This window comes from Streptomyces ferrugineus (genome assembly GCF_015160855.1).
Lineage (GTDB): Bacteria > Actinomycetota > Actinomycetes > Streptomycetales > Streptomycetaceae > Streptomyces > Streptomyces ferrugineus.
Window position 1 is genome coordinate 5,949,797 of the sequence record NZ_CP063373.1, and the last position, 21,539, is coordinate 5,971,335.

At 72.6% G+C, this 21,539-nt stretch carries 16 protein-coding genes; 9 read left to right on the forward strand and 7 right to left on the reverse strand.

Annotated features, from left to right (window positions below; genetic code table 11):
- Positions 1–45: 45 nt before the first annotated feature.
- Positions 46–1,491, forward strand: a complete 1,446-nt coding sequence (locus IM697_RS26875) for a glyceraldehyde-3-phosphate dehydrogenase (protein WP_194038682.1) — start codon at positions 46–48, stop codon at positions 1,489–1,491.
- On the opposite strand, the gene IM697_RS26880 is transcribed toward IM697_RS26875, so the two are convergent.
- The 3 genes from IM697_RS26880 to IM697_RS26890 form a co-directional block, all read right to left on the reverse strand.
- On the reverse strand, positions 1,470–2,402 hold the full coding sequence (locus tag IM697_RS26880) for an HpcH/HpaI aldolase/citrate lyase family protein (protein ID WP_194038683.1): 933 nt from the start codon (positions 2,400–2,402) through the stop codon (positions 1,470–1,472). The genes IM697_RS26875 and IM697_RS26880 overlap by 22 nt on opposite strands.
- Positions 2,392–3,603, reverse strand: a complete 1,212-nt coding sequence (locus tag IM697_RS26885) for a CaiB/BaiF CoA transferase family protein (RefSeq protein ID WP_194038684.1) — start codon at positions 3,601–3,603, stop codon at positions 2,392–2,394. Before IM697_RS26885 ends, IM697_RS26880 begins: the two co-directional genes overlap by 11 nt.
- Positions 3,604–3,675: 72 nt before the next feature.
- Positions 3,676–4,611, reverse strand: coding sequence for a LysR family transcriptional regulator (locus tag IM697_RS26890; RefSeq protein WP_194038685.1), 936 nt, complete (start codon positions 4,609–4,611; stop codon positions 3,676–3,678).
- A 143-nt stretch (positions 4,612–4,754) separates the two neighbouring features.
- Between IM697_RS26890 and IM697_RS26895 the strand changes: the two genes are divergently transcribed.
- Both IM697_RS26895 and IM697_RS26900 read left to right on the forward strand, forming a co-directional pair.
- The gene (locus tag IM697_RS26895; protein WP_194049881.1) at positions 4,755–6,068 is read left to right on the forward strand and encodes a CitMHS family transporter; all 1,314 of its coding nucleotides are present in this window, start codon (positions 4,755–4,757) and stop codon (positions 6,066–6,068) included.
- A gap of 25 nt (positions 6,069–6,093) precedes the next feature.
- Positions 6,094–8,181 carry a 3-hydroxybutyrate oligomer hydrolase family protein gene (locus IM697_RS26900; protein WP_194038686.1) on the forward strand — a complete coding sequence of 696 codons (2,088 nt, stop codon included), beginning with the start codon at positions 6,094–6,096 and terminating at the stop codon, positions 8,179–8,181.
- 36 nt (positions 8,182–8,217) lie between these two features.
- Here IM697_RS26900 and IM697_RS26905 read toward each other — a convergent pair whose 3' ends face one another.
- Complete coding sequence (locus IM697_RS26905; RefSeq protein ID WP_194038687.1) at positions 8,218–9,858, reverse strand: thiamine pyrophosphate-binding protein; 1,641 nt, start codon at positions 9,856–9,858, stop codon at positions 8,218–8,220.
- On the reverse strand, positions 9,855–10,640 hold the full coding sequence (locus IM697_RS26910) for a cyclase family protein (RefSeq protein ID WP_194038688.1): 786 nt from the start codon (positions 10,638–10,640) through the stop codon (positions 9,855–9,857). The genes IM697_RS26905 and IM697_RS26910 overlap by 4 nt, the downstream gene beginning before the upstream one ends.
- Positions 10,641–10,797: 157 nt before the next feature.
- Between IM697_RS26910 and IM697_RS26915 the strand changes: the two genes are divergently transcribed.
- From IM697_RS26915 to IM697_RS26940, 6 genes are all read left to right on the forward strand, one after another.
- Positions 10,798–11,895: a GDSL-type esterase/lipase family protein gene (locus tag IM697_RS26915; RefSeq protein WP_194038689.1), complete on the forward strand. Its 1,098-nt coding sequence runs from the start codon at positions 10,798–10,800 to the stop codon at positions 11,893–11,895.
- 38 nt (positions 11,896–11,933) lie between these two features.
- Complete coding sequence (locus IM697_RS26920; protein ID WP_194038690.1) at positions 11,934–13,568, forward strand: cellulase family glycosylhydrolase; 1,635 nt, start codon at positions 11,934–11,936, stop codon at positions 13,566–13,568.
- Positions 13,569–13,749: 181 nt separating this feature from the next.
- Entirely contained in the window at positions 13,750–14,790 is a 1,041-nt protein-coding gene (locus IM697_RS26925) for an ABC transporter substrate-binding protein (protein ID WP_194038691.1), read from the forward strand.
- A gap of 41 nt (positions 14,791–14,831) precedes the next feature.
- A complete protein-coding gene (locus IM697_RS26930) occupies positions 14,832–15,836 on the forward strand; it encodes a FecCD family ABC transporter permease (protein ID WP_194038692.1) in 1,005 nt (334 codons plus the stop codon).
- Entirely contained in the window at positions 15,833–16,915 is a 1,083-nt protein-coding gene (locus tag IM697_RS26935) for a FecCD family ABC transporter permease (RefSeq protein WP_194038693.1), read from the forward strand. The genes IM697_RS26930 and IM697_RS26935 overlap by 4 nt, the downstream gene beginning before the upstream one ends.
- Positions 16,916–16,987: 72 nt before the next feature.
- The gene (locus IM697_RS26940; protein WP_194038694.1) at positions 16,988–17,242 is read left to right on the forward strand and encodes an EF-hand domain-containing protein; all 255 of its coding nucleotides are present in this window, start codon (positions 16,988–16,990) and stop codon (positions 17,240–17,242) included.
- Between the two features lie 9 nt (positions 17,243–17,251).
- On the opposite strand, the gene IM697_RS26945 is transcribed toward IM697_RS26940, so the two are convergent.
- The gene (locus tag IM697_RS26945; protein ID WP_194038695.1) at positions 17,252–18,070 is read right to left on the reverse strand and encodes an aminoglycoside adenylyltransferase domain-containing protein; all 819 of its coding nucleotides are present in this window, start codon (positions 18,068–18,070) and stop codon (positions 17,252–17,254) included.
- 94 nt (positions 18,071–18,164) lie between these two features.
- Positions 18,165–21,539 (reverse strand): pyruvate carboxylase, encoded by a 3,375-nt coding sequence (locus tag IM697_RS26950; protein ID WP_194038696.1) that lies wholly within the window; start codon positions 21,537–21,539, stop codon positions 18,165–18,167.

Below are 21,539 nucleotides of genomic sequence, written 5' to 3' on the forward strand. Positions count from 1 at the left end.
CTCGCGGTTAGCATATGAGCGCCACCTAGCTCGAAAGATAGGCCCGTGACTGTCAACGACGACTCGTTCACCAACTGGAAGACCCGCGAGGAGATCGCGGAGTCGATGATCCCGCTCATCGGGAAGCTGCACCGGGAGAGGGACGTCACCGTCCTCCTCCACAGCCGCTCCTTGGTGAACAAGTCGGTGGTCAGCATCCTGAAGACGCACCGGTTCGCCCGGCAGATCGCCGGTGAGGAGCTCTCGGTCACCGAGACGCTGCCGTTCGTGCGGGCCCTCACCGAGCTCGACCTCGGCCCGTCGCAGATCGACATCGGCATGCTGGCCGCGACGTACAAGGCCGACGACCGGGGTCTGACGGTGGAGGCGTTCACCGCCGAGGCCGTCGCCGGTGCCACCGGCGCCAACAAGATCGAGCGCGGCGAGGGCCGCGACGTCGTCCTGTACGGCTTCGGCCGCATCGGGCGGCTCGTGGCCCGGCTGCTGATCGAGAAGTCCGGCTCGGGCAACGGCCTGCGGCTGCGGGCGATGGTCGTGCGCGGAGGCGGCGAGCAGGACATCGTCAAGCGGGCCTCGCTGCTGCGCCGGGACTCCATCCACGGCCAGTTCCAGGGCACGATCACCGTCGACGAGGCGAACAGCACGATCATCGCCAACGGCAACGCGATCAAGGTGATCTACGCGAACGACCCGAGCGAGGTCGACTACACGGCGTACGGCATCAAGAACGCCATCCTGATCGACAACACCGGCAAGTGGCGCGACCGCGAGGGCCTGTCCCAGCACCTGCGCCCCGGCATCGACAAGGTCGTGCTGACCGCGCCGGGCAAGGGCGACGTCCCGAACATCGTGCACGGCGTCAACCACGACACCCTCAAGCCGGACGAGCGGATCCTGTCCTGCGCCTCCTGCACCACCAACGCCATCGTCCCGCCGCTGAAGGCGATGGAGGACGAGTACGGCGTGGAGCGCGGGCACGTGGAGACCGTCCACTCGTTCACCAACGACCAGAACCTGCTGGACAACTACCACAAGTCCGAGCGCCGTGGCCGCAGCGCGCCGCTGAACATGGTCATCACCGAGACCGGCGCCGCCTCGGCCGTCGCCAAGGCGCTGCCCGACCTCAAGGCGCGGATCACCGGCAGCTCGATCCGGGTGCCGGTGCCGGACGTCTCGATCGCCATCCTCAACCTCCAGCTCAAGCGCGAGACGACCCGCGAGGAGGTCCTCGACCACCTGCGCGAGGTGTCGCTGACCTCGCCGCTGCGCCGCCAGATCGACTTCATCACGGCGCCCGACGCGGTCTCCAGCGACTTCATCGGCTCCCGCCACGCCTCCATCGTGGACGCCGGCGCGCTGAAGGTGGAGGGCGACAACGCGATCCTCTACCTCTGGTACGACAACGAGTTCGGCTACTCCTGCCAGGTCATCCGGGTCGTCCAGCACGTCTCCGGGGTGGAGTACCCGACCTACCCGGCCCCGGCGGTCTGATCCCCTCCGGCCGCCCGGTGTCGCGCGAGCGCGTGCCGGGCGGTCGCCGCCATCGCCTCGTCGACCATCCGCCCCTCGAAGAGGACGGCGCCCGCGCCACGCGCCTGGGCCTGCTCCACCGCGGCCACCAGGGCCTCGTAGCGGCGCAGTTCTTCCGCGCCGGGTGCGAACACCTCGTTGACGACGGGGACGTGGGACGGGTGGATCACTATCATGCCCTCGTAGCCCAGCGCACGGTTCTGCTCCGCGAAGTGCCGCAGTCCCGTGAGGTCGGCGGCGTCGGCCCACAGTCCGGTGGCGGGATACGGGCAGTCCGCCGCGCGCGCGTCGAGCAGTACGCGGGCGCGCAGTTCACGGGTCTCGGTGCCCTCGGGAGTCCAGCGGTAGCCGACGGCGCGCTCGACGTCGCCGCCCGGTGCGGTGAGCGCGCCGAGGTGGGCGATGCGGCGGGCGGCGCGGCCGATGTCGTAGGCCTCACGCAGTGCCCGGGCCGTCTCCAGGAGCGGCACGAGTGCGAAGTGCCCCTCCGGCAGCCCTTGTTCGCGCTCGCACCAGCTCAGCAGCCGGTCGGCCAGGCGTACGTCGTCGGCGCCGTGCACCTTGGGCAGGACGACCCCGTACAGCCCGGGGCGGGCCACCGCCCGCAGATCGTCGGCGCCTGCCCAACCGGCCGACACTTCCAGTGAGTTGACGCGCACCAGGAGGCGCATCGGACCGTGCGCCCCGGCCACGGCTTTCGCCACGGTCGCTCGTGCCGTGGGTTTGTCCGCCCGCGGGACCGCGTCCTCCAGGTCGAGGATCGCCGCGTCGGCGCCCGCAGCCCGGGCCTTGGCGAGCCATTCGGTCCGGTTTCCGGGGACGAAGAGCAGGGAGCGCAGGGGCGCCCTGCCGCCCTCCCGTTCAGATGACACCCCGCTCCTCCAGTCCCGCGCGCCGCTGCTCGTCGATGCCCAGCCACTGCCCGTACACGAGCTCGTTGTCCACCCCGAGCGACGGGCCGGTGCGCCACACCGCCCCCGGGACGCGCCGGAAGTGCGGGATCACGGCCTGCATGCGCACCGGTCCCAGGTCGGGGTCGTCGACGGTGACGATGTCCTCGCGTTCGGCGTAGACCGGGTCCTGGACGATGTCCGCCGCCGTGAAGACCCGGGACGCCACCACCTCGGCGTCCTCGAAGGCCTTCAGACACGCCTCGGCCGGGCGCTCGGCGATCCAGGCGCGCAGACCGTCGTCCAGTCGGGTCCGGCCCGCGTGCTGCTGCTCGGCGGTGGCGAACTCCTCCTGCGGCAGGCCGAGGAGCCGGGCCACGTTGCGCACGGAGCGCGGGGTGGCGGAGGTGACCGTCAGCCAGTCGTCGTCGGCGGTGCGGTAGGTGTTGATCACCGCGGCCGGGGCGACGGCCAGTTGGTTGCCCGCGCGTTCGGGGACGGTGCCGAGCTGGTCGTGCGCGATGATCTGCCACTCGACCAGCCGGAACAGCGGCTCGAAGAGGGCGAGGTCGATCCATTCGCCGTCGAAGCCGGGGTCGGTGGCGCGGCGGTGCAGGGCGGCGAGGACGGCGTAGGCGCCCATCAGTCCGGTCACCGCGTCGCCGTGGGAGAAGCCGGTGTGCACGGGCGGGCCGTCGGGAAAGCCGGTGAGGTGGACGACGCCGCTGCGGGCCTCGCCCATCTTGCCGAAGCCGGGTGCGTCCGCCCGGGACGAGGTCGCGCCGAAGCCGGAGATCTGCAGGAGGACGGCGCGCGGGTTGACCGCGTGGACCGCGTCCCAGTCCAGGCCCCAGGCCTTGAGGCGCCCGGCCCTGAGGGTCACGATCACCACATCGGCCCAGGCGACCAGCTCCCGGGCTATCCCACGCCCCTCCTCGTGGTGGAGGTCCAGCGTCACGGACCGCTTGTTGCGCCCGGCGACCTTGAACCACAGGGGCACTCCGTCGCGGCGGGGCCCCATCAGTCGGGCCGCGTCCCCCGTGCCGGGCGGCTCCACGTGCACGACGTCCGCGCCCTGGTCGGCGAGCATCGCGCCGGCGAGCGGGCCCGCCACCACATGGGCGAACTCCACCACCTTCAGACCCGTCAGCTGTCCCTGTCGTGTGCCGTCGCTGTCGTCCATGGGGATCAGGCTGCGGGCCGGAGCCTATGCGGGTCCAGCAACGGCAGAGCATCAATTCATGCGGATCGCGCATCAGCTCCCCTCGTCCCAGGACACGCCCTCGGGGAGCCGGTACGCGCTCCCCCGGAACTCCTCGAGCTGTTCCAGGAAGGCCCGGGCTCCGGGTGGCAGGGCACGGCGCAGCGGCAGCACCACGTGCAGACGGCGTTCGACGGTGGGCTCCACCAGCGGTCTGCGCACCCAGGCGCCGGGCGGCACCAGCGGGTGGACGAGCGCCGGCATCGCCGAGACCCCGAGTCCGGCCGCGACCAGCCCGCCCACCGTCGCCACGTTCGCCGCCTCGGCCGCCGGACGCGCTTCGACACCCGCCTTGGCGAAGGCTGCGTCGGTCAGCCTGCGCACGCTGGAGTCCGCTCCCACCGCGAGGAAGGGCTCGCCGCCCAGTTCCCGCCAGGTCACCTCGGGCCGCTCGGCGAGCCGGTGGCCCTCCGGAAGCACCGCCTCGAAGCGGTCCCTGACCAGCGGGCGCAGCTCCAGTCCCGGCATACGGGGCCGGGCCACGGTGCTCACCGCGAAGTCCGCGTCACCGCCGGCGACCCGCTCCAGCGCCGCCCGCTCAAGACCGTCCAGGATGCGCACGGTCACCTCGGGGCGGCGGGCGCGGAACGCGGAGATGACCGGCGGCAGCAGCACGGCGGCCGGCGAGGGCAGGGTCGCCAGGGCCACGGCGCCCCGCTCGCCGGCCAGGAAGCGGCCGAGCTGGGCGATGCCCGCCCGGTGGGTGGACAGGATCTGGTCGGCGACCCGCAGCGCCTCCACCCCGGCCGGGGTGAGTTGCACATTGCGCGTGTCGCGCTCCAACAGCCGGGTCCCCAGGGTGCGTTCGAGCTCCGCGACGGCCCGGCTGAGGGACGACTGGGACATGTGCATCTCGCCGGCGGCGGCCGTGAAGCTGGCGGCCCGGGCGACGGCCGCGTACGCGGCGAGCTGACGGAGGGTGACGTCCATGGGCCGCGAGCGTAGGCGCGCTCGTCGGCCGGCGGAACCCATGCACAGAACGCATGGACAGATCCGTGTCTGATGCTGGACCCGGATCACTGGCCGCTCGGACACTCGTCGGCACACCCGACCGGACGACGAAGTGGGCGGCCATGCTGGCGACTCTCGGTTTCCTCACCATCGGCGGCTTTCTGCTGCTCACCATGACCAAACGGGTCTCCGTGCTGGTGGCGCTGGTGCTGGTGCCGGTGGTGGGCGCGGTGGCCGCCGGGCGCGCCGGGGACATCGGGCCGATGGCGCTCGACGGCATCACCAAGGTCGCCCCGACCGGCATCATGATCGCCTTCGCCGTCCTCTACTTCAGCCTGATGATCGACGCCGGGCTGTTCGAGCCGCTGATCCGCTGGATCCTGCGGGCGGCCAAGGGCGACCCGGTGCGCATCGCCGTCGGAACGGCCGTCCTGACCCTGTGCGTCGCGCTGGACGGCGACGGGGCGTCGACGTTCCTCATCACCGTCTCCGCCATGCTTCCGGTCTACCGGCGGATCGGCATGAGCCGGCTGGTGCTGGCCGCGATCGTGTGTCTGGCCGCGGGTCTGATGAACATGGTGCCGTGGGGCGGGCCGACGGCCCGGGCGGCCGCCGCGTTGAAGCTGGACACCTCCGACATCGTCACGCCGCTGCTGCCGGCGATGGGCGCCGGCGTCCTGTGGGTGCTGATCGCGGCGTATCTGATCGGGCGGCGTGAACGGAACCGGCTCGGAGCGCTGGAGGACAGCCCCCGGGAGGAGGCCGGGTCGACGGTGGGAGACGGCCCGGGCACGCCCCGGGTGGCCGAGCGGCCGCACCCCGCGCTCACGGTCTTCAACCTGACCCTGACCCTGGCCCTGCTGGTCTGCCTGGTCCTGGAGGCCATGCCGCTGCCGGTCCTCTTCGTGCTCGCCTTCGTGGTCGCGCTGCTGGTCAACCACCCTCGCTGGGAGGACCAGCAGGCGCAGTTGGAGAAGCACGGCAAGAACGTCGTCCTCGTCACCACGATGATCTTCGCGGCGGGCGTGTTCACCGGCCTGCTCACCGGCACCGGGATGATCGAGAGGATGGCGTCGGCCCTGGTCGGTGTCGTCCCGGACGCCCTCGGCGGGCATCTGCCGGTCGTCGTCGCCGTCACGAGCATGCCGCTCAGCCTCGTCTTCACGCCCGACGCCTACTACTTCGGCATCCTGCCCGTCCTCGCCCAGACCGCCGACTCCTTCGGCACCGGTCAGGCCGAGATCGCCCGCGCCGCCGTGCTCGGCCAGATGACGACCGGCTTTCCGCTCAGCCCGCTCACCGCGGCCACCTTCATCCTCATCGGCATGACGGGCGTACAACTCGGCGAGCACCAACGCTTCGTCTTCCGCTGGGCGTTCGCGACGACGCTGGTGATGACGGCCGCCGCCCTGCTGACCGGCGCACTGCCTCTGTAACCGCCTTCCCGAGGAGCCGTAGCCCATGACCAGACGCCGCCGCCCGGCGCTCGTCCTGACGGTGCTGCTCGCCGCGAGCGCGCTGCCCGCGACCGACGCGGCAGCCATCGAGCAGCCCTCCCGACTGCCTCCGTACATCACCGAGTTGACGTCGATCCGCTACGACGGCCGGGCCGACGACCTGCTCACGGCCGGCCTCGGCTTCAGCGGGCTGCGCGACGCCACCCCGCCCGCGCCCGCCGACCCCGACCAGCCCACCGCGGCCGAACTGCGGCGCCGGGCGGTCTGGGCGTCGGCGGGGCTGTTCGTCGGCGACAGCGGTGGCCTCGGCAGGCTCTACGGCCCCGATGTCGAGGGCGGACGTCCGGTCCCCGGGGACGGCAGGGTGGCGGGCACCGAGTACCGGGCCGTCGCCGGTCGCGGTGCGGCCAGTGTGAGTTACGTCGTCCAGGTCCCGGCCGACCTCGACCGCGCCCGCCCCTGTGTGGTGGCGGCGCCCGCGACGGGGCTGGCCCGCGTCTACAGCATGACCGGATCGGCCGGGGCCTGGGGACTGCACCGGCGCTGCGCGGTCGCCTACACCGACAAGGGCATGGGGCCGGCCTTCGACGATCTGCACTCCGGCACGGTCATGGCGTACGACGGAACGACCGGCCCGCGCACGGCCGTCGGCGGCCGGGCCGCGTTCGACGCCGGACTGGACGACGCCGAACGCGCCCGCTTCGACGCGGAACGCCCCTACCGGGTGGCGTACAAGACGGCGCACAGCGGCACGAATCCGCAGGCTACCTGGGGGCGCGATGTGCTGCGCTCGGTGGAGCTCACGCTCGCCCTGCTCAACCGCGACTGGCGCAAGGGCGCGCCGTCGGCCGGGTACACGCCCGCCACCACCACGGTCATCGCCACCGGGGTGTCCAACGGCGGTGGCGCCGCGGTCGCGGCCGGCGAGGACGACCGGCGCGGGCTGGTCGACGCCGTGGTCGCCTCCGAACCGCAGATGAACCTGGCGCCGCTGGGCGGCGTCCGCGTCGTCCAGGGCGAGCGGCGGGTACCGTCGGCGGGCCTGCCCCTGCTGCGCTACGGCGCCCTGGCCTCGCTGCTCCAGCCGTGCGCGGCCCTCACCGAGCCGACGGCACCCGGCTACGCCTCGCTGGACGAGGCCGCCGCCCGGCGCCGCTGTGCCGACCTCGTCGGCGACGACCCCCGTCTGATCACCCGCCGCGACGCCGCGCGCGCCGGCCCGGCCGGGCTGCCCGAACTCGCCCAACAGGCCCTGGTCCGGGCGGGGTTCCAGCCGCAGTCGTCGTATCTGCAACTCGCGCACTACGACCCGCAGACCCCCGTCTCCTACGCGATGAGCTTCGCGCGCGCCTCGGTCGCCGACTCGCTGTGCGGCTACGGATGGGCCCGCACCGACGCCTCGGGGCGCCCCGCGCCGTACACGCGCGCGGAACTCGCCGCCGCCTTCGCCACCAGCGGCGGTCGGGCCCCGGCCCCCGGTGTGCTGATCGACGAGAACTCGCCGGGCGGCCCGGTCGCGGACGCCAGGTCCCTCGGCCCGCGGGGAATCCACGACTACAACCTGCGTGGGGAGCGGTGCGTGTACCGGCTGGCCTTCCCCGGGGCGGACGACCGGCCGGCGGAGCGGGCCTGGGCCCGGCGGGTCGCGCGGGGTCTGGACGCCACGCGTTGCTCCGGTGACCTGCACGGCAAGCCCACCCTCATCGTGCACGGCAGGGACGACACCCGGGTGCCGGTCAACCACGCCTCCCGCCCCTACCTGGGCCTCGACTCCCGCGCCCAGCACGGCCGGGGCACCGTCGGCTACATCGAGGTCACCCACGCCCAGCACGTCGACTCCACGGCACCGGGCCTCGACAACCGCTATGTGCCGCTGGGGTTCTACTACCAGCAGGCCCTGGACCTGATGTGGGGGCGGCTGCGGGACGGTGCGCCGTTGCCGCCCAGCCAGGTCGTGCGCACGGTCCCGCGCGGCGGTGCGCCGGGACGGGCGCCGGACCTGGAGGGCGCCAACGTGCCCCCGATCGCCCAGCGTCCCGCCGGTGGCGACCTGATCCGGGTCGCCGGTGGTGTCGTACGGGTCCCCGACTGACCTGATCCGGCCCGGGCCCGGCGCCCGGGCCGGGGCTCAGTGCCCGCGGAACGCCTCCTCCAGCCACCAGGCCCCGTGATCGGCGACCACCTTGGCGTCGATGAGCAACGGCGCGGACCGGGGGCCGGCGACCCAGTCCCGTACGGCCTTCAGGTCGGCCGTCGTCCGCACGGTCACCGCCTCGAAGCCGTAGCCCCGGCCCACGGCGGCGATGTCCGTCGGCGGGAAGCGCACCGTGTCGAGGGGGTGCCCGTCGGGCCCGAAGTGGTGGACCTCGGCGCCGTAGGCCTCGTCGTCGTACACGACGACCACCATGGGCAGTCGCAGCCGGCGCACGGTGTCCAGTTCCACGGCGCCCATCAGCGCGCCGCCGTCCCCGAGCGCGGCCACGGGCAGCCGGTCCGGCCGGGCCAGCGCCGCGCCGATGGTGGTCGCAAGGCCGAGCCCGATCGACTGGAAGGCCTGGGTGAAGCAGAAGCCCTGCTCGTCCGGCACCGACAGGTACGCGGTCGGGTAGCCCATGAAGTTGCCGGAGTCCACGCCGACCACGCGCTCGGCGGGCAGGATCTCGTCGAGGGCGACGCTCAGCGTCCTCGGGTCGATCCGCTCGCGCGTGCTCGTGTCCTCGTACGGCACGTCGTGCCAGCGCAGACGGGCGGCGAGGGCCGCGCCGGTCTCCGGGGTCCGGTAGCCCTCCCGTGGCTCGGTGCCCGCCTCGGCCACCCGACGCGCGGTGAGGCGGACGTCGCCGGTGACCGCGAGGTGGACCGGGCGGTGGGCGCCGAGTGCCGACGGGTCGTCGTCGACCTGGACGACGGTGGCGTCGGCGCCGATGAGCCGGCCGTGCCGCATCGTCCACATGTTGAGGGCGCAGCCCCAGCCGACGATCAGGTCGGCGCCCTGGAGCAGTTCCACGGCCAGCGGCGAGGCGAAGCCTCCGGAGACGTCCAGGGACCACGGGTTGCCGTGGAAGAGCCCGCGGGCGACGGCCGAGGTCGCGAGCAGCGCGCCGTAGCGCTCGGCGAGCGCCTCCAGGGCCTGCCCGCTGCCGGGTCCCCGCGATCCGCGGCCGGCCACGAAGACCGGGCGCCGGGACCGTCCGAGCAGTTCGGCGAGCGCCGCCACATCGGCCGCCTCCGGTTCCACGGCGGCCCGTTGCGCCGGTGGTGCCGCCTGGGCGAGGGCGCCGTCGGGGACCTCCAGCGCCTGCACCGGCAACGGCAGGTTGAGCAGGACGGTCCGCCGCTCGCGCACCGCCAGCCGAACGGCCGCGCACGTCTGCTCGACGGCCTCCTCGGCCGACGTGACCCGGGCCGTGGCGGCCCCCACCGCGCGGGCCAACGCCTCCTGGTCGACGTAGAAGTTGGACCGGGGCTCGGTCACGTCGGCCGCCAGCACGATGAGCGGCGTGCGGCTCTTCGCCGCCTCCGCGATGCCGGTCATCGCGTTGGTCAGACCGGGGCCCTGATGGACGCTCACGACCGCGACCTCGCCGCTGGTGCGGGCGTAGGCGTCGGCCATCGTCGCCGCGCCGGCCTCATGGCGGGTGGCGACGAACCGCGCGCCCGCGGCGACCATCGCGTTGGTCACGTGGAAGTTGCCCGATCCGACGACCCCGAAGACCTGTCCGACCCCGGCCGCGCACAGCGCCCGCCCCACCGCCTCCGCGACCTTCATGAGCGCTCCACCAGGGCGAGCACGCGCGCGGGTGCCCCCGAGCCCGTGACGATGGGCAGCGGTCCGGCGATGACGACCGAGCCGGTCGGCGGCAGCGCGGCGAGGTTCCGCAACTGCGTCAGTCCGTATTTGTCACTGCCCATCAGATAGGAGTGGCAGGGATAGACGGGGTCGAAGGAGTGCGCGCCGCCGGCGTCGGTGCCCACCGTCTCGACACCGAGGCCGATCACGGGCGACTCCTCGGCGACCCAGCGGGCGCACTCCGCCGACAGGCCGGGGGTGTGCGGGCCGTTCTCGTCGGCGTTGAGGAACTCCTCCTGGGAGTGCGAGCGGGCGTCCCAGCCGGTGCGCAGCAGCAGCCAACCCCCGTCGGGCAGGGGGCCGTTCTCCGCCTCCCAGGCCTTGACGTGGTCGATCTCGACCAGGAAGTCGGGGTTCTTGGCGGCCTCGGCGCTGAAGTCCAGTACGGCGGCGGGGGCCAGCAGCCTGCGCGCCGGCACCGAGGCGACGTCGGTGAGGTCCTTGCCGGTGACCCAGTGGTTCGGGGCGTCGAAGTGGGTGCCGGTGTGCTCGCCGCTGCGGAAGTTGTTCCAGTACCAGGCGGGGCCCCGGTCGTCGTAGCGGCTGATCTCCTCCAGTTCGAAGACGGCGGTCTGCCCGAACTGGGGCGGCAGTTGGATCACCGGGGTCGACGACGACAACGGCGAGGTGAGGTCGAGGACTTCGATCGATCCACCTCGCAGCCCGGAGACCAGCGCGGCAAGTACGGATGACTCGGACATGGCGCCTCCTCAAGCGGACGGTGCTCGCACTGACAGCATCTCAGTCCTCCCCCCGCCTCTTGACGCGTCATTGACAACAGTGGCTTGATGTTTGATGGGAGCGCTCCCACCCTGCGCGCGAAGCGCGCTGACGGATACGGCCAGGGAAGGGAACACCATGCGCGGCACCCGCCACTGCTCACCCTTGCGGATCGTTCCGCTGCTCGCTCTGCTGGGCGCCTTGCTGCTGCCGGCCGGCACCACGCTCGCGCCCCGGGCCGCGGCCGCGACCCCGGCGGCGGCTCCCGTGCGCGTCATGCCGCTCGGCGATTCGATCACCGGCTCGCCCGGCTGCTGGCGCGCGCTGCTGTGGAACCGTCTGCAGTCCACCGGATACACGGACATCGACTTCGTCGGCACCCTCGGCCCGCAGGGCTGCGGCCAGTCGCACGACGGGGACAACGAGGGCCACGGCGGCGAGTTGGTCACCAACGTGGCCGATCAGAACCTGCTGCCCGGCCGACTGGCCGCGACACTGCCGGACATCGTTGTCATGCACTTCGGCACGAACGACGTGTGGAGCTCCGTCGCCCCCGACCGCATCCTCACCGCCTACAGCAAGCTCGTCGAGCAGATGCGGGCCAGCAACCCCGGCATGAGGATCCTGGTCGCCCGGCTCATCCCGATGAACCCCAGCAGTTGCGCGGCGTGCGCGCAGCGCGTCGTCGACTTCAACGCGCGGATCCCCGACTGGGCCCGGGCGACCAGCACCAGCCGCTCCCCCGTCACAGTGGTCGACCAGTGGACGGGCTTCGACACGGCCACCGACACCTACGACGGCGTGCACCCCAGCGCCTCCGGCGACGAGAAGATCGCCGCTCGCTGGTATCCGGCGCTGGCCGCGCTCCTCGACGCGGGCCCCGGAGACCCGGACGGCCCCACAGACCCCGGTGACCCGGCCGGCTGCACCGCGACCTTCCGCGCCGTCTCCGTGTGGCAGGGCGGCTATCAGGGCGAGGTGACGGTGACCAACGGGTCCTCCTCCGCCGTCTCGGCCTGGACCGCGACGGTCGCACCGGCCGACGGCGCCCGCATCGGCCAGCTCTGGAACGGCACGCTCACGACCGGCGCCGACGGCACGGCGACCGTCACCAACGCCTCCTGGAACGGCACTTTGGCACCCGGCGCGAGCGCGGCCTTCGGGTTCATCGCCGGTACGCCGTCCACCGCCGGTGCTCCGTCGGCGGACGTGAGCTGCACGACGAGGGCCGACTGACCTTTCCCCGCCCCCAACTCCCCTCTCTTGGAGCCGCCATGAGATCCCGCACCCCGGCCGTCCCTGGGCCGGCCACCGTGGCCGCCGCCCTCCTGGGGCTGCTCCTGCCGCTGATCGCCTTCGTCACGCCCGCCCATGCGGCGCCGCCCGGCTTCCGCATCACCGACGGCCGACTGCTGGAGTCGAACGGGAACGACTTCGTCATGCGGGGCGTCAACCACGCCCACACCTGGTTCCCGGACCGCGTCAGCTCCCTCGCCCACATCAAGGCCAAGGGCGCCAACACCGTCCGCGTGGTCCTCTCCAGCGGTGACCGCTGGACCCGCAACGACACCGCCGACGTGGCGAACGTCGTCGCCCAGTGCAAGCAGAACCGGCTCATCTGCGTCCTGGAGGTCCACGACACCACCGGCTACGGCGAACAGAGCGGCGCCGCCACGCTGTCCCGGGCCGCCGACTACTGGATCAGTGTGCAGAGCGCGCTGGCCGGCCAGGAGGACTACGTCCTCGTCAACATCGGCAACGAGCCGTACGGCAATACCGGCTACACGGCCTGGACCGCCGACACGAAGGCGGCGATCCAGAAGCTGCGCACCGCCGGGTTCCGGCACACCATCATGGTCGACGCGCCCAACTGGGGTCAGGACTGGGCGTTCACGATGCGCGACAACGCCGCCTCGGTCTTCGCGGCCGACCCGGACGCCAACACGATCTTCTCCATCCACATGTACGGCGTCTTCGACACGGCCGCCGAGATCAGCGACTACCTGAACCGCTTCGTCACCGCCGGACTCCCCATCGTCGTGGGCGAGTTCGGCCACAACCACTCGGACGGCGACCCCGACGAGGACACCATCCTGGCCGTCACCCAGCAGCTGGGCCTGGGCTATCTCGGCTGGTCGTGGAGCGGCAACGGCGGTGGGGTCGAGTACCTGGACATGGTCACGAACTTCGACCCGAACCAGCTGACGTCGTGGGGACAGCGGCTCTTCAACGGCGCGAACGGCATCGCCGCCACGTCGCAGGAGGCCACCATCTACTCCTCGGGCGGCGGCGACACCACTCCCCCGACCGCGCCCGGGACGCCGACCGCCTCCGCCGTGACGTCCTCGTCCGTGACCCTGAACTGGGCCGCCTCCAGCGACGCGAACGGTGTGACCGGCTATGACGTCGTCCGCGTCAGCGGCGCCACCGAGACCGCCGCCACCACGACGACCGGCACCTCCGTCACCGTGACCGGCCTCGCCCCGGAGACTTCGTACACCTTCGCCGTCTACGCCCACGACGCCGCCGGCAACCGCTCGCAGCGCTCCGGCACGGTGACCGTCACGACGTCCTCCGGTGGTCCGGCGGTGGCGTGCGCCGTCGCCTACCGGGTCGCGAACGAGTGGCCCGGCGGCTTCCAGGGCGAGATCGTCATTCGCAACACCGGCAGCTCGGCCGTCAACGGCTGGACGCTGCGCTGGACGTTCCCCGGCAGCCAGCGCGTCAGCAACCTGTGGGGCGGCACCGTGACGCAGAGCGGTTCCGAGGTGAGCGTCACCTCCGCCTCGTACACCGCGACGATCGCCCCGGCGGGCTCCGTCGCCCTCGGCTTCACGGCCACCGAGGGAGGCACCAATCCCAACCCCGCGACGTTCACCCTCAATGGCTCCGGCTGTTCACTGACCTGAACCGCCCACGTGCCGAGCCTCCTTGGCGTCCTGTCGGCTCAGGGCGTCAAGGAAGCGCACCCCGGCGCCACAGAACCGTGACAGGGGCCACACAGACTCATGTGCAAGGCACACGAAAGATCCGGATAAGGTAAGGCTGGCCTAATGGCCGGAATCAGCCCGTACCAAAGGGAGCCTTGCCATGCTTCACCGGCGCCGCGGCACTGCCGCCGTCGCTCTTGCCGTCGCCGCCGCCCTGTCCCTCGCGGCCTGCGGCGGTTCCAACGGCGGCGCGGACAAGGAGTCCACGGCCGAGGCCGGGGACAAGAAGGCCGTGGCTCAGGGCGGCGACGACTTCTCGGACGCCGCGAAGAAGACCGCGGCGATGGGCACCGACGCCAAGGCCGGCGAGTGGCCGCGCACCATCGAGCACGCCATGGGCGAGACCGAGATCAAGTCCCAGCCCAAGCGTGTCGTGGTCCTGGACGTCGGCGAGCTCGACAACGTCGTGTCGCTCGGCATCAAGCCGGTCGGCCTCGCGCCCACCGAGGGCTCTCCTGAACTCCCGTCCTACCTGAAGAAGGACGCCGGTACCCCGGCGAACGTCGGCACCATCAACAACCTCAATCTGGAGGCGATCGCCGGCCTCAAGCCGGACCTGATCCTCGGCAGCCAGCTGCGCGCCGCGGACAAGTACGACGAGCTGTCGAAGATCGCGCCCACCGTCTTCTCCCTGCGCCCCGGCTTCACCTGGAAGGAGAACTACCTCCTGAACGCCGCGGCCCTGGACAAGACCGCCGAGGCCAAGGCGAAGCTCGCCGCCTACGACAAGAAGGTCGACGAGCTCGACGCCAAGCTCGGCGCCGACAAGCCGACCGTGTCGATGGTGCGTTACCTGCCCGACGGCCTGATCCGGCTGTACGCCAACGCCTCGTTCATCGGCACCATCCTCAAGGACGCCGGCATCCCGCGCCCGAAGAACCAGGACATCGACGACCTGGCCGCCGAGGTCAGCGCGGAGAACATCGACCAGGCCGACGGTGACTACATCTTCACCGGCGTCTACGGCGACCCGAAGGCCACCGACAAGTCCCGCGCCCAGGGCAACCCGCTGTGGAAGAACCTCAAGGCGGTCAAGGAGGGCCGCGCGTACGACGTCCCGGACGAGACCTGGTACCTGGGTCTGGGCGTCACCGCGGCCGAGGAGGTCCTCGCGGACCTGGAGAAGTACCTGACCAAGTAAGGTCGTTCGGCACCGACGACAGGAACGGCAAGAGGAAACGCATGTCCCATGCCACCCGACGGCGCATCGGCTGGACGGTCGCCGGCACCCTCTTGCTGTTCCTCGCCGTCCTGCTCAGTCTCGCCCTCGGCAGCCGCCACATCCCCCCGTCCGAGGTGTTCGACGCCCTGCTGCACGGCGGCAACAGCGCCAACGCCCAGGTCGTACGCGCCCTGCGGGTGCCCCGCACGGTCATCGGTGTGCTGGTCGGGCTCGCGCTCGCGGTCGCCGGAGTGGTCATGCAGGCCATCACCCGCAACCCGATCGCCGAGCCCGGCGTCCTCGGGGTCAGCCAGGGCGCCGCGCTGGGTGTCGTGTGCGCGATCGCGTTCCTCGGGGTGCACACGCCCAGCGGGTACGTATGGTTCGCGTTCGCCGGTGCGGGGCTCGCCGCCGTGGCCGCGTACGTCGTGGCGGGCCGCGGGCGCGACGGCGCGTCGCCGGTCAGACTGGCGCTGGCCGGGGCCGCGATGAACGCCTTCATCGCCTCCGTGGTCTCCGCCATCGTCACGACCGACGCCCGCGCCCTCGACGAGTTCCGCTTCTGGGACGTCGGCTCGATCGGCGGCCGGGACGGCGAAGTCGTCACGCAGACCTGGCCGTTCGTGCTCGTGGGGCTGGTGCTGGTGGCCGTCATGGCGCGAGGTCTTGACGCCCTCGCCCTCGGCGACGACGTGGCCCGGGGACTCGGTCACCGGGTCGCGCTCGTGCGGGCCGTGGGTGCGCTCGCCGCGACCGTGCTGACCGGGGCCGCCGTCGCGGTCGCCGGTCCGATCGCGTTCACCGGGCTCGCCGTCCCGCACATCGCGCGGGCGCTGGTCGGCGCCGACCACCGGTGGGTGCTCGCCCTGTCCGCGCTGCTGGGCCCCACGGTGATCCTGGTGTCGGACGTGCTCGGCCGGGTCGTCTTCGCGCCCTCGGAAGTGCCGGTGGCCGTGATGACCGCGTTGCTCGGCGTGCCGTTCCTGGTCGCGCTGGTACGGAGAAAGGCGACGGTGCCGGCGTGACCCAGTCCCTCGAACGAACCGCTCCCGCCCCGCGCCGGCCGCGCCCCGCCGGCTACACGGTTCTCCGCGTGCGGGACGGCAGCTTCCTGCTGCACCGCCGGGCGAGTGCCGTCGCGCTCCTGCTGGCCGTCGTGCTCGCGGTGACGGTCGTCGTGTCCCTCTGCATCGGCGAGGCGTACGTCTCTCCGACGGAGGTCGTGCGCGTGCTGCTCGGGCAGCCGAGCCCCGACGAACTCGTCGTCGGCACGCTCCGGTTGCCCCGGCTGGTGACCGGACTGCTGGTCGGTGCCGCCTTCGGCGTCTCCGGCGCGCTGATCCAGACCGTGGCCCGCAACTCCCTCGCCAGTCCGGACGTCATCGGCGTCACGCACGGCGCGGGCGCGGCGACGGTGACCGCGATGACGTTCGGGCTGACGTCGTACAGCGTGCTTCCGTACGTCTCGGTCGCGGGCGGGCTCGCGGCCGCCGCGTTCGTCTACGTCTTCGCCTGGCGGCGCGGTCTGCACGCCACGCGGTTCGTCCTCGTCGGCATCGGAGTGTCGATCGCGCTCGGTTCGCTGACCCGGCTGTTCCTCACCAAGGGCGACTATCTGGTGGCCCAGCAGGCCAAGGTGTGGCTGACCGGGTCGCTCAACGGCCGGGGCTACGACCAGGCCGCGCCGCTCGCGCTGGTCCTCGCGGTCCTGGTGCCGGCGCTGCTGTGGGCGGCGCACGCCCAGCGCATGGTCTCCCTGGACGACAGCACGGCGACCGCGCTGGGCGTGCGGCTCGGGCCGGTGCGGCTGGGGCTGACCGGGCTCGGTGTCGTCCTGGCGTCCGTGGCGACCGGGGCCGCCGGGCCGGTCGACTTCGTGGCGCTGCTCGCCCCGCAGATCGCCCACCGGCTGACCCGCACCGCCCAGATCCCGCTGCTGTCCTCCGCCCTGACCGGCGCCACGATCGTGGTCGTCGCGGACCTGCTGGCCCGCCGGCTGTTCTCGCCGGTCGAGCTGCCGGTGGGCGTGCTCACGGCAGCGGTCGGAGCGCCGTATCTGATGTGGCTGATTGCCCGCACCCGGCGTGCCCGGCAGGGAACCTGAGGGGGGACGGGGGCGTTCTTGTCTGGTAGCGGGGTGGCAGGCCCGCCTGCCGACAGGAACGAAGGTGACACGATGAGTGACAAGGCCCGGAAGCTGTTCGAGGCGCTCGACCTCGACTCGAACGGGACCCTGACCCGCGCAGAGGTGATCATCGCCCTGCGCACGAAGGGCCCGTCCCTGGCCGCATCGGGGGATCTGCCGTTCTGGGGCCTGGGAGACGAGGACGCCTCCTCCGCACTGTTCGACGCCGCCGACCAGAACGGGGACGACATGGTGACCCTGGAGGAGTTCACGGCGGTGGTGGACCGCCGGTTCGGCTGGAGCTGAGGGGCGCAGTCACCCGCCGGGCGCTTGGCCCGTGCGCTCGCTGTCGGCCGTCTCGTCGACCTGTGCGGCGACCCAGTCCAGGAAGGCCCGTACGTCGGTGGCGGGCAGCGTGGTCGCGGCGGTGCGGGGGCGTTCGTAGCTGTGCACCGCCGCCGTCAGGAGCGGCCGGTAGCGTTCCTCGGCCGCAGCGACCGCCTGCGCCGCCCGGCGCTTGGCCTGCCAGCGGCCCGTGCGGCAGTACCGCACCGAGCGGCAGCCGTTGAGGACCCGGTTGTCGGCCAGATGTCCCTCGCCGGCGCTGTGCTCACGGACGGAGGCGCGGAGCGCGGCGAGCACCTCGGCGCGGGCGGGTTCGGCGATCACTTCCCGCGCCGGCCTGCCGTGCAGCACTCGCCCGGCCTGGTGGGCGACGGAACGGTCGATGACGTACCAGAACGCCGGGGACTGAGCGGGGTCGAGGCTGACCTTGCCGGGCAGCAGCGGTCCGGTGTTGAGGTCCAGCAGGTACCCGGCCTCGCCGGACGGCCTGGCCGCGAAGCCCTCGTCGTAGACCACCAGCTCCAGTCCGGCCGCGGGGCAGGGCAGCGCGGGATGGGTGAGCGCGGCGGCCAGCTCGGTCAGCGTTCCCCGAGGCAGGGGCGTGTCCACGACCACCGTCACGTCGGTGTCGCTGCGCCCGTGCCGGTAGTCGCCGAGCGCGACCGAGCCGACCGCGATGACGCTCACCAGGTGCGATCCGCACACGGAGCGCGTGCGGTGGACGACCTCCCGGAGGTACGGGCGGAGTTCGGCGGGGACGGAGTGCGGGTCCGCGGGGGTCCGGGTCATACGGTCAGCACACCACCGTCCCGGCCCGACGGCGCCCCGCGCGGATGCCTCCCCCTGCGCGGGGCGCCGCCGGTGTGCGAGACCGCGGCCCTGCTCAGGCGAGTTCCACGAGCAGGTCGCCGCCCTCCACCTGCTGGATGGGGTTGATGGCCAGCCTGGCCACCCGGCCGGCCTTCGCGGCGGTAATCGAGGCCTCCATCTTCATCGCCTCGATCGTGGCCACCGTGGCCCCGGCCGGCACCTCGTCCCCCTCGGCGACGGTGAGGGTCACCACGCCGGCGAACGGCGCCGCGACGTGGCCGGGGTTGGCCCGGTCGGCCTTCTCCGTCACCGGCACGTCCGAGGCGGCCGCCCGGTCGCGGACCTGGATGGGCCGCAACTGGCCGTTCAGGGTGGACATCACGGTGCGCAGACCGCGCTCGTCCGCGTCGCCGACGGCCTGCAGCTCGATCAGCAGCCGCACCCCGCGCTCCAGGTCGACGGCGTACTCCTTGCCCGGGCGCAGCCCGTAGAAGAAGTCCTTGCTGTCCAGCACGCTGGTGTCGCCGTAGGTGTCGCGGTGCGTCTCGAACTCGCGCGTCGGCGCCGGGAACAGCAGCCGGTTGAGCGTCGCCCGCCGGTCCTTGGCCAGTCCCGCACGGTCGTCGGCGCTCAGCTCCTGCACCGGCTTCGCCTCGGCGCGGCCCTGCAGCGCCTTGCTGCGGAACGGCTCGGGCCAGCCGCCGGGCGGGGTGCCCAGCTCGCCGCGCAGGAAGCCGATAACGGAGTCGGGGATGTCGAACCGGTCCGGCTCGGTCTCGAAGTCCTGCGGGGACACGCCGGCGCCCACCAGGTGCAGCGCCAGGTCGCCGACCACCTTGGACGAGGGGGTGACCTTCACCAGGCGGCCGAGCATCCGGTCGGCGGCGGCGTACATCGCCTCGATGTCCTCGAAGCGGTCGCCGAGGCCCAGCGCGACCGCCTGGGTACGCAGGTTGGACAGCTGTCCGCCGGGGATCTCGTGGTGGTAGACGCGGCCGGTCGGGGAGGCGAGCCCCGCCTCGAAGGGGGCGTAGACCTTGCGGACGCTCTCCCAGTACGGCTCCAGGTCGCCGACGGCCTGGAGGTCGAGGCCGGTGGGCCGCTCGGAGTGGTCGGTGGCGGCCACGATCGCCGAGAGGGACGGCTGCGAGGTCGTACCGGCCATGGACGCCACCGCCCCGTCCACCGCGTCCGCGCCGGCCTGGATCGCGGCGAGGTAGGTGGCGAGCTGGCCGCCGGCGGTGTCGTGGGTGTGCACGTGGACCGGCAGGTCGAACTCCCGGCGCAGGGCCGACACCAGCTTCGCCGCGGCCGGTGCCCGCAGCAGGCCCGCCATGTCCTTGACGGCCAGCACATGGGCGCCCGCGGCCACGATCCGCTCGGCCAGGCGCAGGTAGTAGTCCAGGGTGTACAGGCGCTCCGACGGGTCGGACAGGTCGGAGGTGTAGCACAGGGCCACCTCCGCGACGGCCGTCCCGGTCTCCCGTACCGCCTCGATGGCGGGCCGCATCTGGTCGACGTCGTTGAGGGCGTCGAAGATGCGGAAGATGTCGATGCCGGTGGCCGCCGCCTCCTGCACGAAGGCGTCGGTCACCTCGGTGGGATACGGCGTGTAGCCCACGGTGTTGCGGCCGCGCAGCAGCATCTGGAGGCAGATGTTCGGCGCCGCCTCCCGCAGGGCGGCCAGCCGCTCCCACGGGTCCTCGGCGAGGAAGCGCAGAGCCACGTCGTAGGTGGCGCCGCCCCAGCACTCCAGGGACAGCAGCTGGGGCAGGGTGCGGGCCACCACCGGGGCCACGGCGACCATGTCCTTGGTGCGCACCCGGGTGGCGAGCAGCGACTGGTGGGCGTCGCGGAAGGTGGTGTCGGTGACGCCGATGGTCGGCGAGGCGCGCAGCCAGCTCGCGAAGCCCTCGGGGCCCAGCTCGGCGAGCTTCTGCCGGGACCCGGCCGGGGGCTCACCGGCCGGCAGGGCGGGCAGCTTGGTCAACGGGTCGAGCAGGTCGGGCCGTTCGCCGTGCGGCTTGTTCACGGTGACGTCGGCCAGGTAGGTGAGCAGCTTGGTGCCGCGGTCGGCGGAGTGGCGGGCGGTGAGCAGGTGCGGGCGCCGCTCGATGAACGACGTGGTGACCCGGCCGGCCTGGAAGTCGGGGTCGTCGAGGACCGCTTGCAGGAAGGGGATGTTGGTGGCCACGCCGCGGATGCGGAACTCGGCCACGGCACGCCGGGCGCGGCCCACGGCGGCGCCGAAGTCCCGGCCGCGGCAGGTGAGCTTCACCAGCATCGAGTCGAAGTGCGCGCTGATCTCCGTACCGGCGTGGGTCGTTCCGCCGTCGAGGCGGATGCCGGAGCCGCCCGGCGAGCGGTAGGCGCTGATGCGGCCGGTGTCCGGGCGGAAGCCGTTGGCCGGGTCCTCGGTGGTGATGCGGCACTGGAGCGCGGCGCCGCGCAGGGTGATCGTCTCCTGCGACAGCCCCAGGCCGGCCAGGGTCTCGCCGCCGGCGATGCGCAGTTGTGCCTGCACCAGGTCGACGTCGGTGACCTCCTCGGTCACCGTGTGCTCGACCTGGATGCGCGGGTTCATCTCGATGAAGACGTGGTTGCCGTCGCGGTCCAGCAGGAACTCCACCGTGCCGGCGTTGCGGTAGCCGATCTGCCGGGCGAAGCGCACCGCGTCGGCGCAGATCCGCTCGCGCAGCTCCGGGTCGAGGTTCGGCGCGGGCGCCAGCTCGATCACCTTCTGGTGGCGGCGCTGCACCGAGCAGTCCCGCTCGAAGAGGTGGATGACGTCGCCCTGTCCGTCGGCGAGGATCTGCACCTCGATGTGGCGGGGCTCGACGACGGCCTTCTCCAGGAACACCGTGGGGTCGCCGAACGCCGAGGCCGCCTCACGCGACGCCGCCTCGATGGACTCGCGCAGCTGGGCGGGGTCCTCGACCCGGCGCATACCGCGCCCGCCGCCGCCCGCGACGGCCTTGACGAACACGGGGAAGCCGATGTCCTCGGCGGCGCTGACGAGTGCGTCCACGTTGGTGGACGGCGCCGAGGAACCCAGCACGGGTACGCCGGCCGCGCGTGCGGCGGCCACGGCGCGGGCCTTGTTCCCGGTCAGCTCCAGGATCTCCGCGCTGGGCCCGACGAACGTGATGCCCGCCTCCTCGCAGGCGCGGGCCAGGTCGGGGTTCTCGGACAGGAATCCATAACCCGGGTAGACGGCGTCGGCTCCCGCACGGCGCGCCGCACGGACTATCTCCTCCACGGAGAGATAGGCCCGCACCGGATGTCCCGGCCGGCCGATCTCGTAGGCCTCGTCGGCCTTCAGCCGGTGCAGGGAGTTGCGGTCCTCGTGCGGGAAGACGGCGACGGTGCGCGCGCCCAGCTCATAGCCTGCGCGGAAAGCGCGAATCGCGATCTCACCGCGGTTGGCGACCAGCACCTTGCGGAACAT

Bases quoted from the DNA above. Each gene is read 5' to 3' on its own strand.
- IM697_RS26930 (WP_194038692.1), top strand. From the start codon at position 14,832: ATGTCCCATGCCACCCGACGGCGCATCGGCTGGACGGTCGCCGGCACC.
- IM697_RS26890 (WP_194038685.1), bottom strand. From the start codon at position 4,611: ATGGACGTCACCCTCCGTCAGCTCGCCGCGTACGCGGCCGTCGCCCGG.
- IM697_RS26900 (WP_194038686.1), top strand. From the start codon at position 6,094: ATGACCAGACGCCGCCGCCCGGCGCTCGTCCTGACGGTGCTGCTCGCC.
- IM697_RS26950 (WP_194038696.1), bottom strand. From the start codon at position 21,539: ATGTTCCGCAAGGTGCTGGTCGCCAACCGCGGTGAGATCGCGATTCGC.
- IM697_RS26920 (WP_194038690.1), top strand. From the start codon at position 11,934: ATGAGATCCCGCACCCCGGCCGTCCCTGGGCCGGCCACCGTGGCCGCC.
- IM697_RS26945 (WP_194038695.1), bottom strand. From the start codon at position 18,070: ATGACCCGGACCCCCGCGGACCCGCACTCCGTCCCCGCCGAACTCCGC.
- IM697_RS26895 (WP_194049881.1), top strand. From the start codon at position 4,755: ATGCTGGCGACTCTCGGTTTCCTCACCATCGGCGGCTTTCTGCTGCTC.
- IM697_RS26885 (WP_194038684.1), bottom strand. From the start codon at position 3,603: ATGGACGACAGCGACGGCACACGACAGGGACAGCTGACGGGTCTGAAG.
- IM697_RS26915 (WP_194038689.1), top strand. From the start codon at position 10,798: ATGCGCGGCACCCGCCACTGCTCACCCTTGCGGATCGTTCCGCTGCTC.
- IM697_RS26905 (WP_194038687.1), bottom strand. From the start codon at position 9,858: ATGAAGGTCGCGGAGGCGGTGGGGCGGGCGCTGTGCGCGGCCGGGGTC.
- IM697_RS26910 (WP_194038688.1), bottom strand. From the start codon at position 10,640: ATGTCCGAGTCATCCGTACTTGCCGCGCTGGTCTCCGGGCTGCGAGGT.
- IM697_RS26940 (WP_194038694.1), top strand. From the start codon at position 16,988: ATGAGTGACAAGGCCCGGAAGCTGTTCGAGGCGCTCGACCTCGACTCG.
- IM697_RS26925 (WP_194038691.1), top strand. From the start codon at position 13,750: ATGCTTCACCGGCGCCGCGGCACTGCCGCCGTCGCTCTTGCCGTCGCC.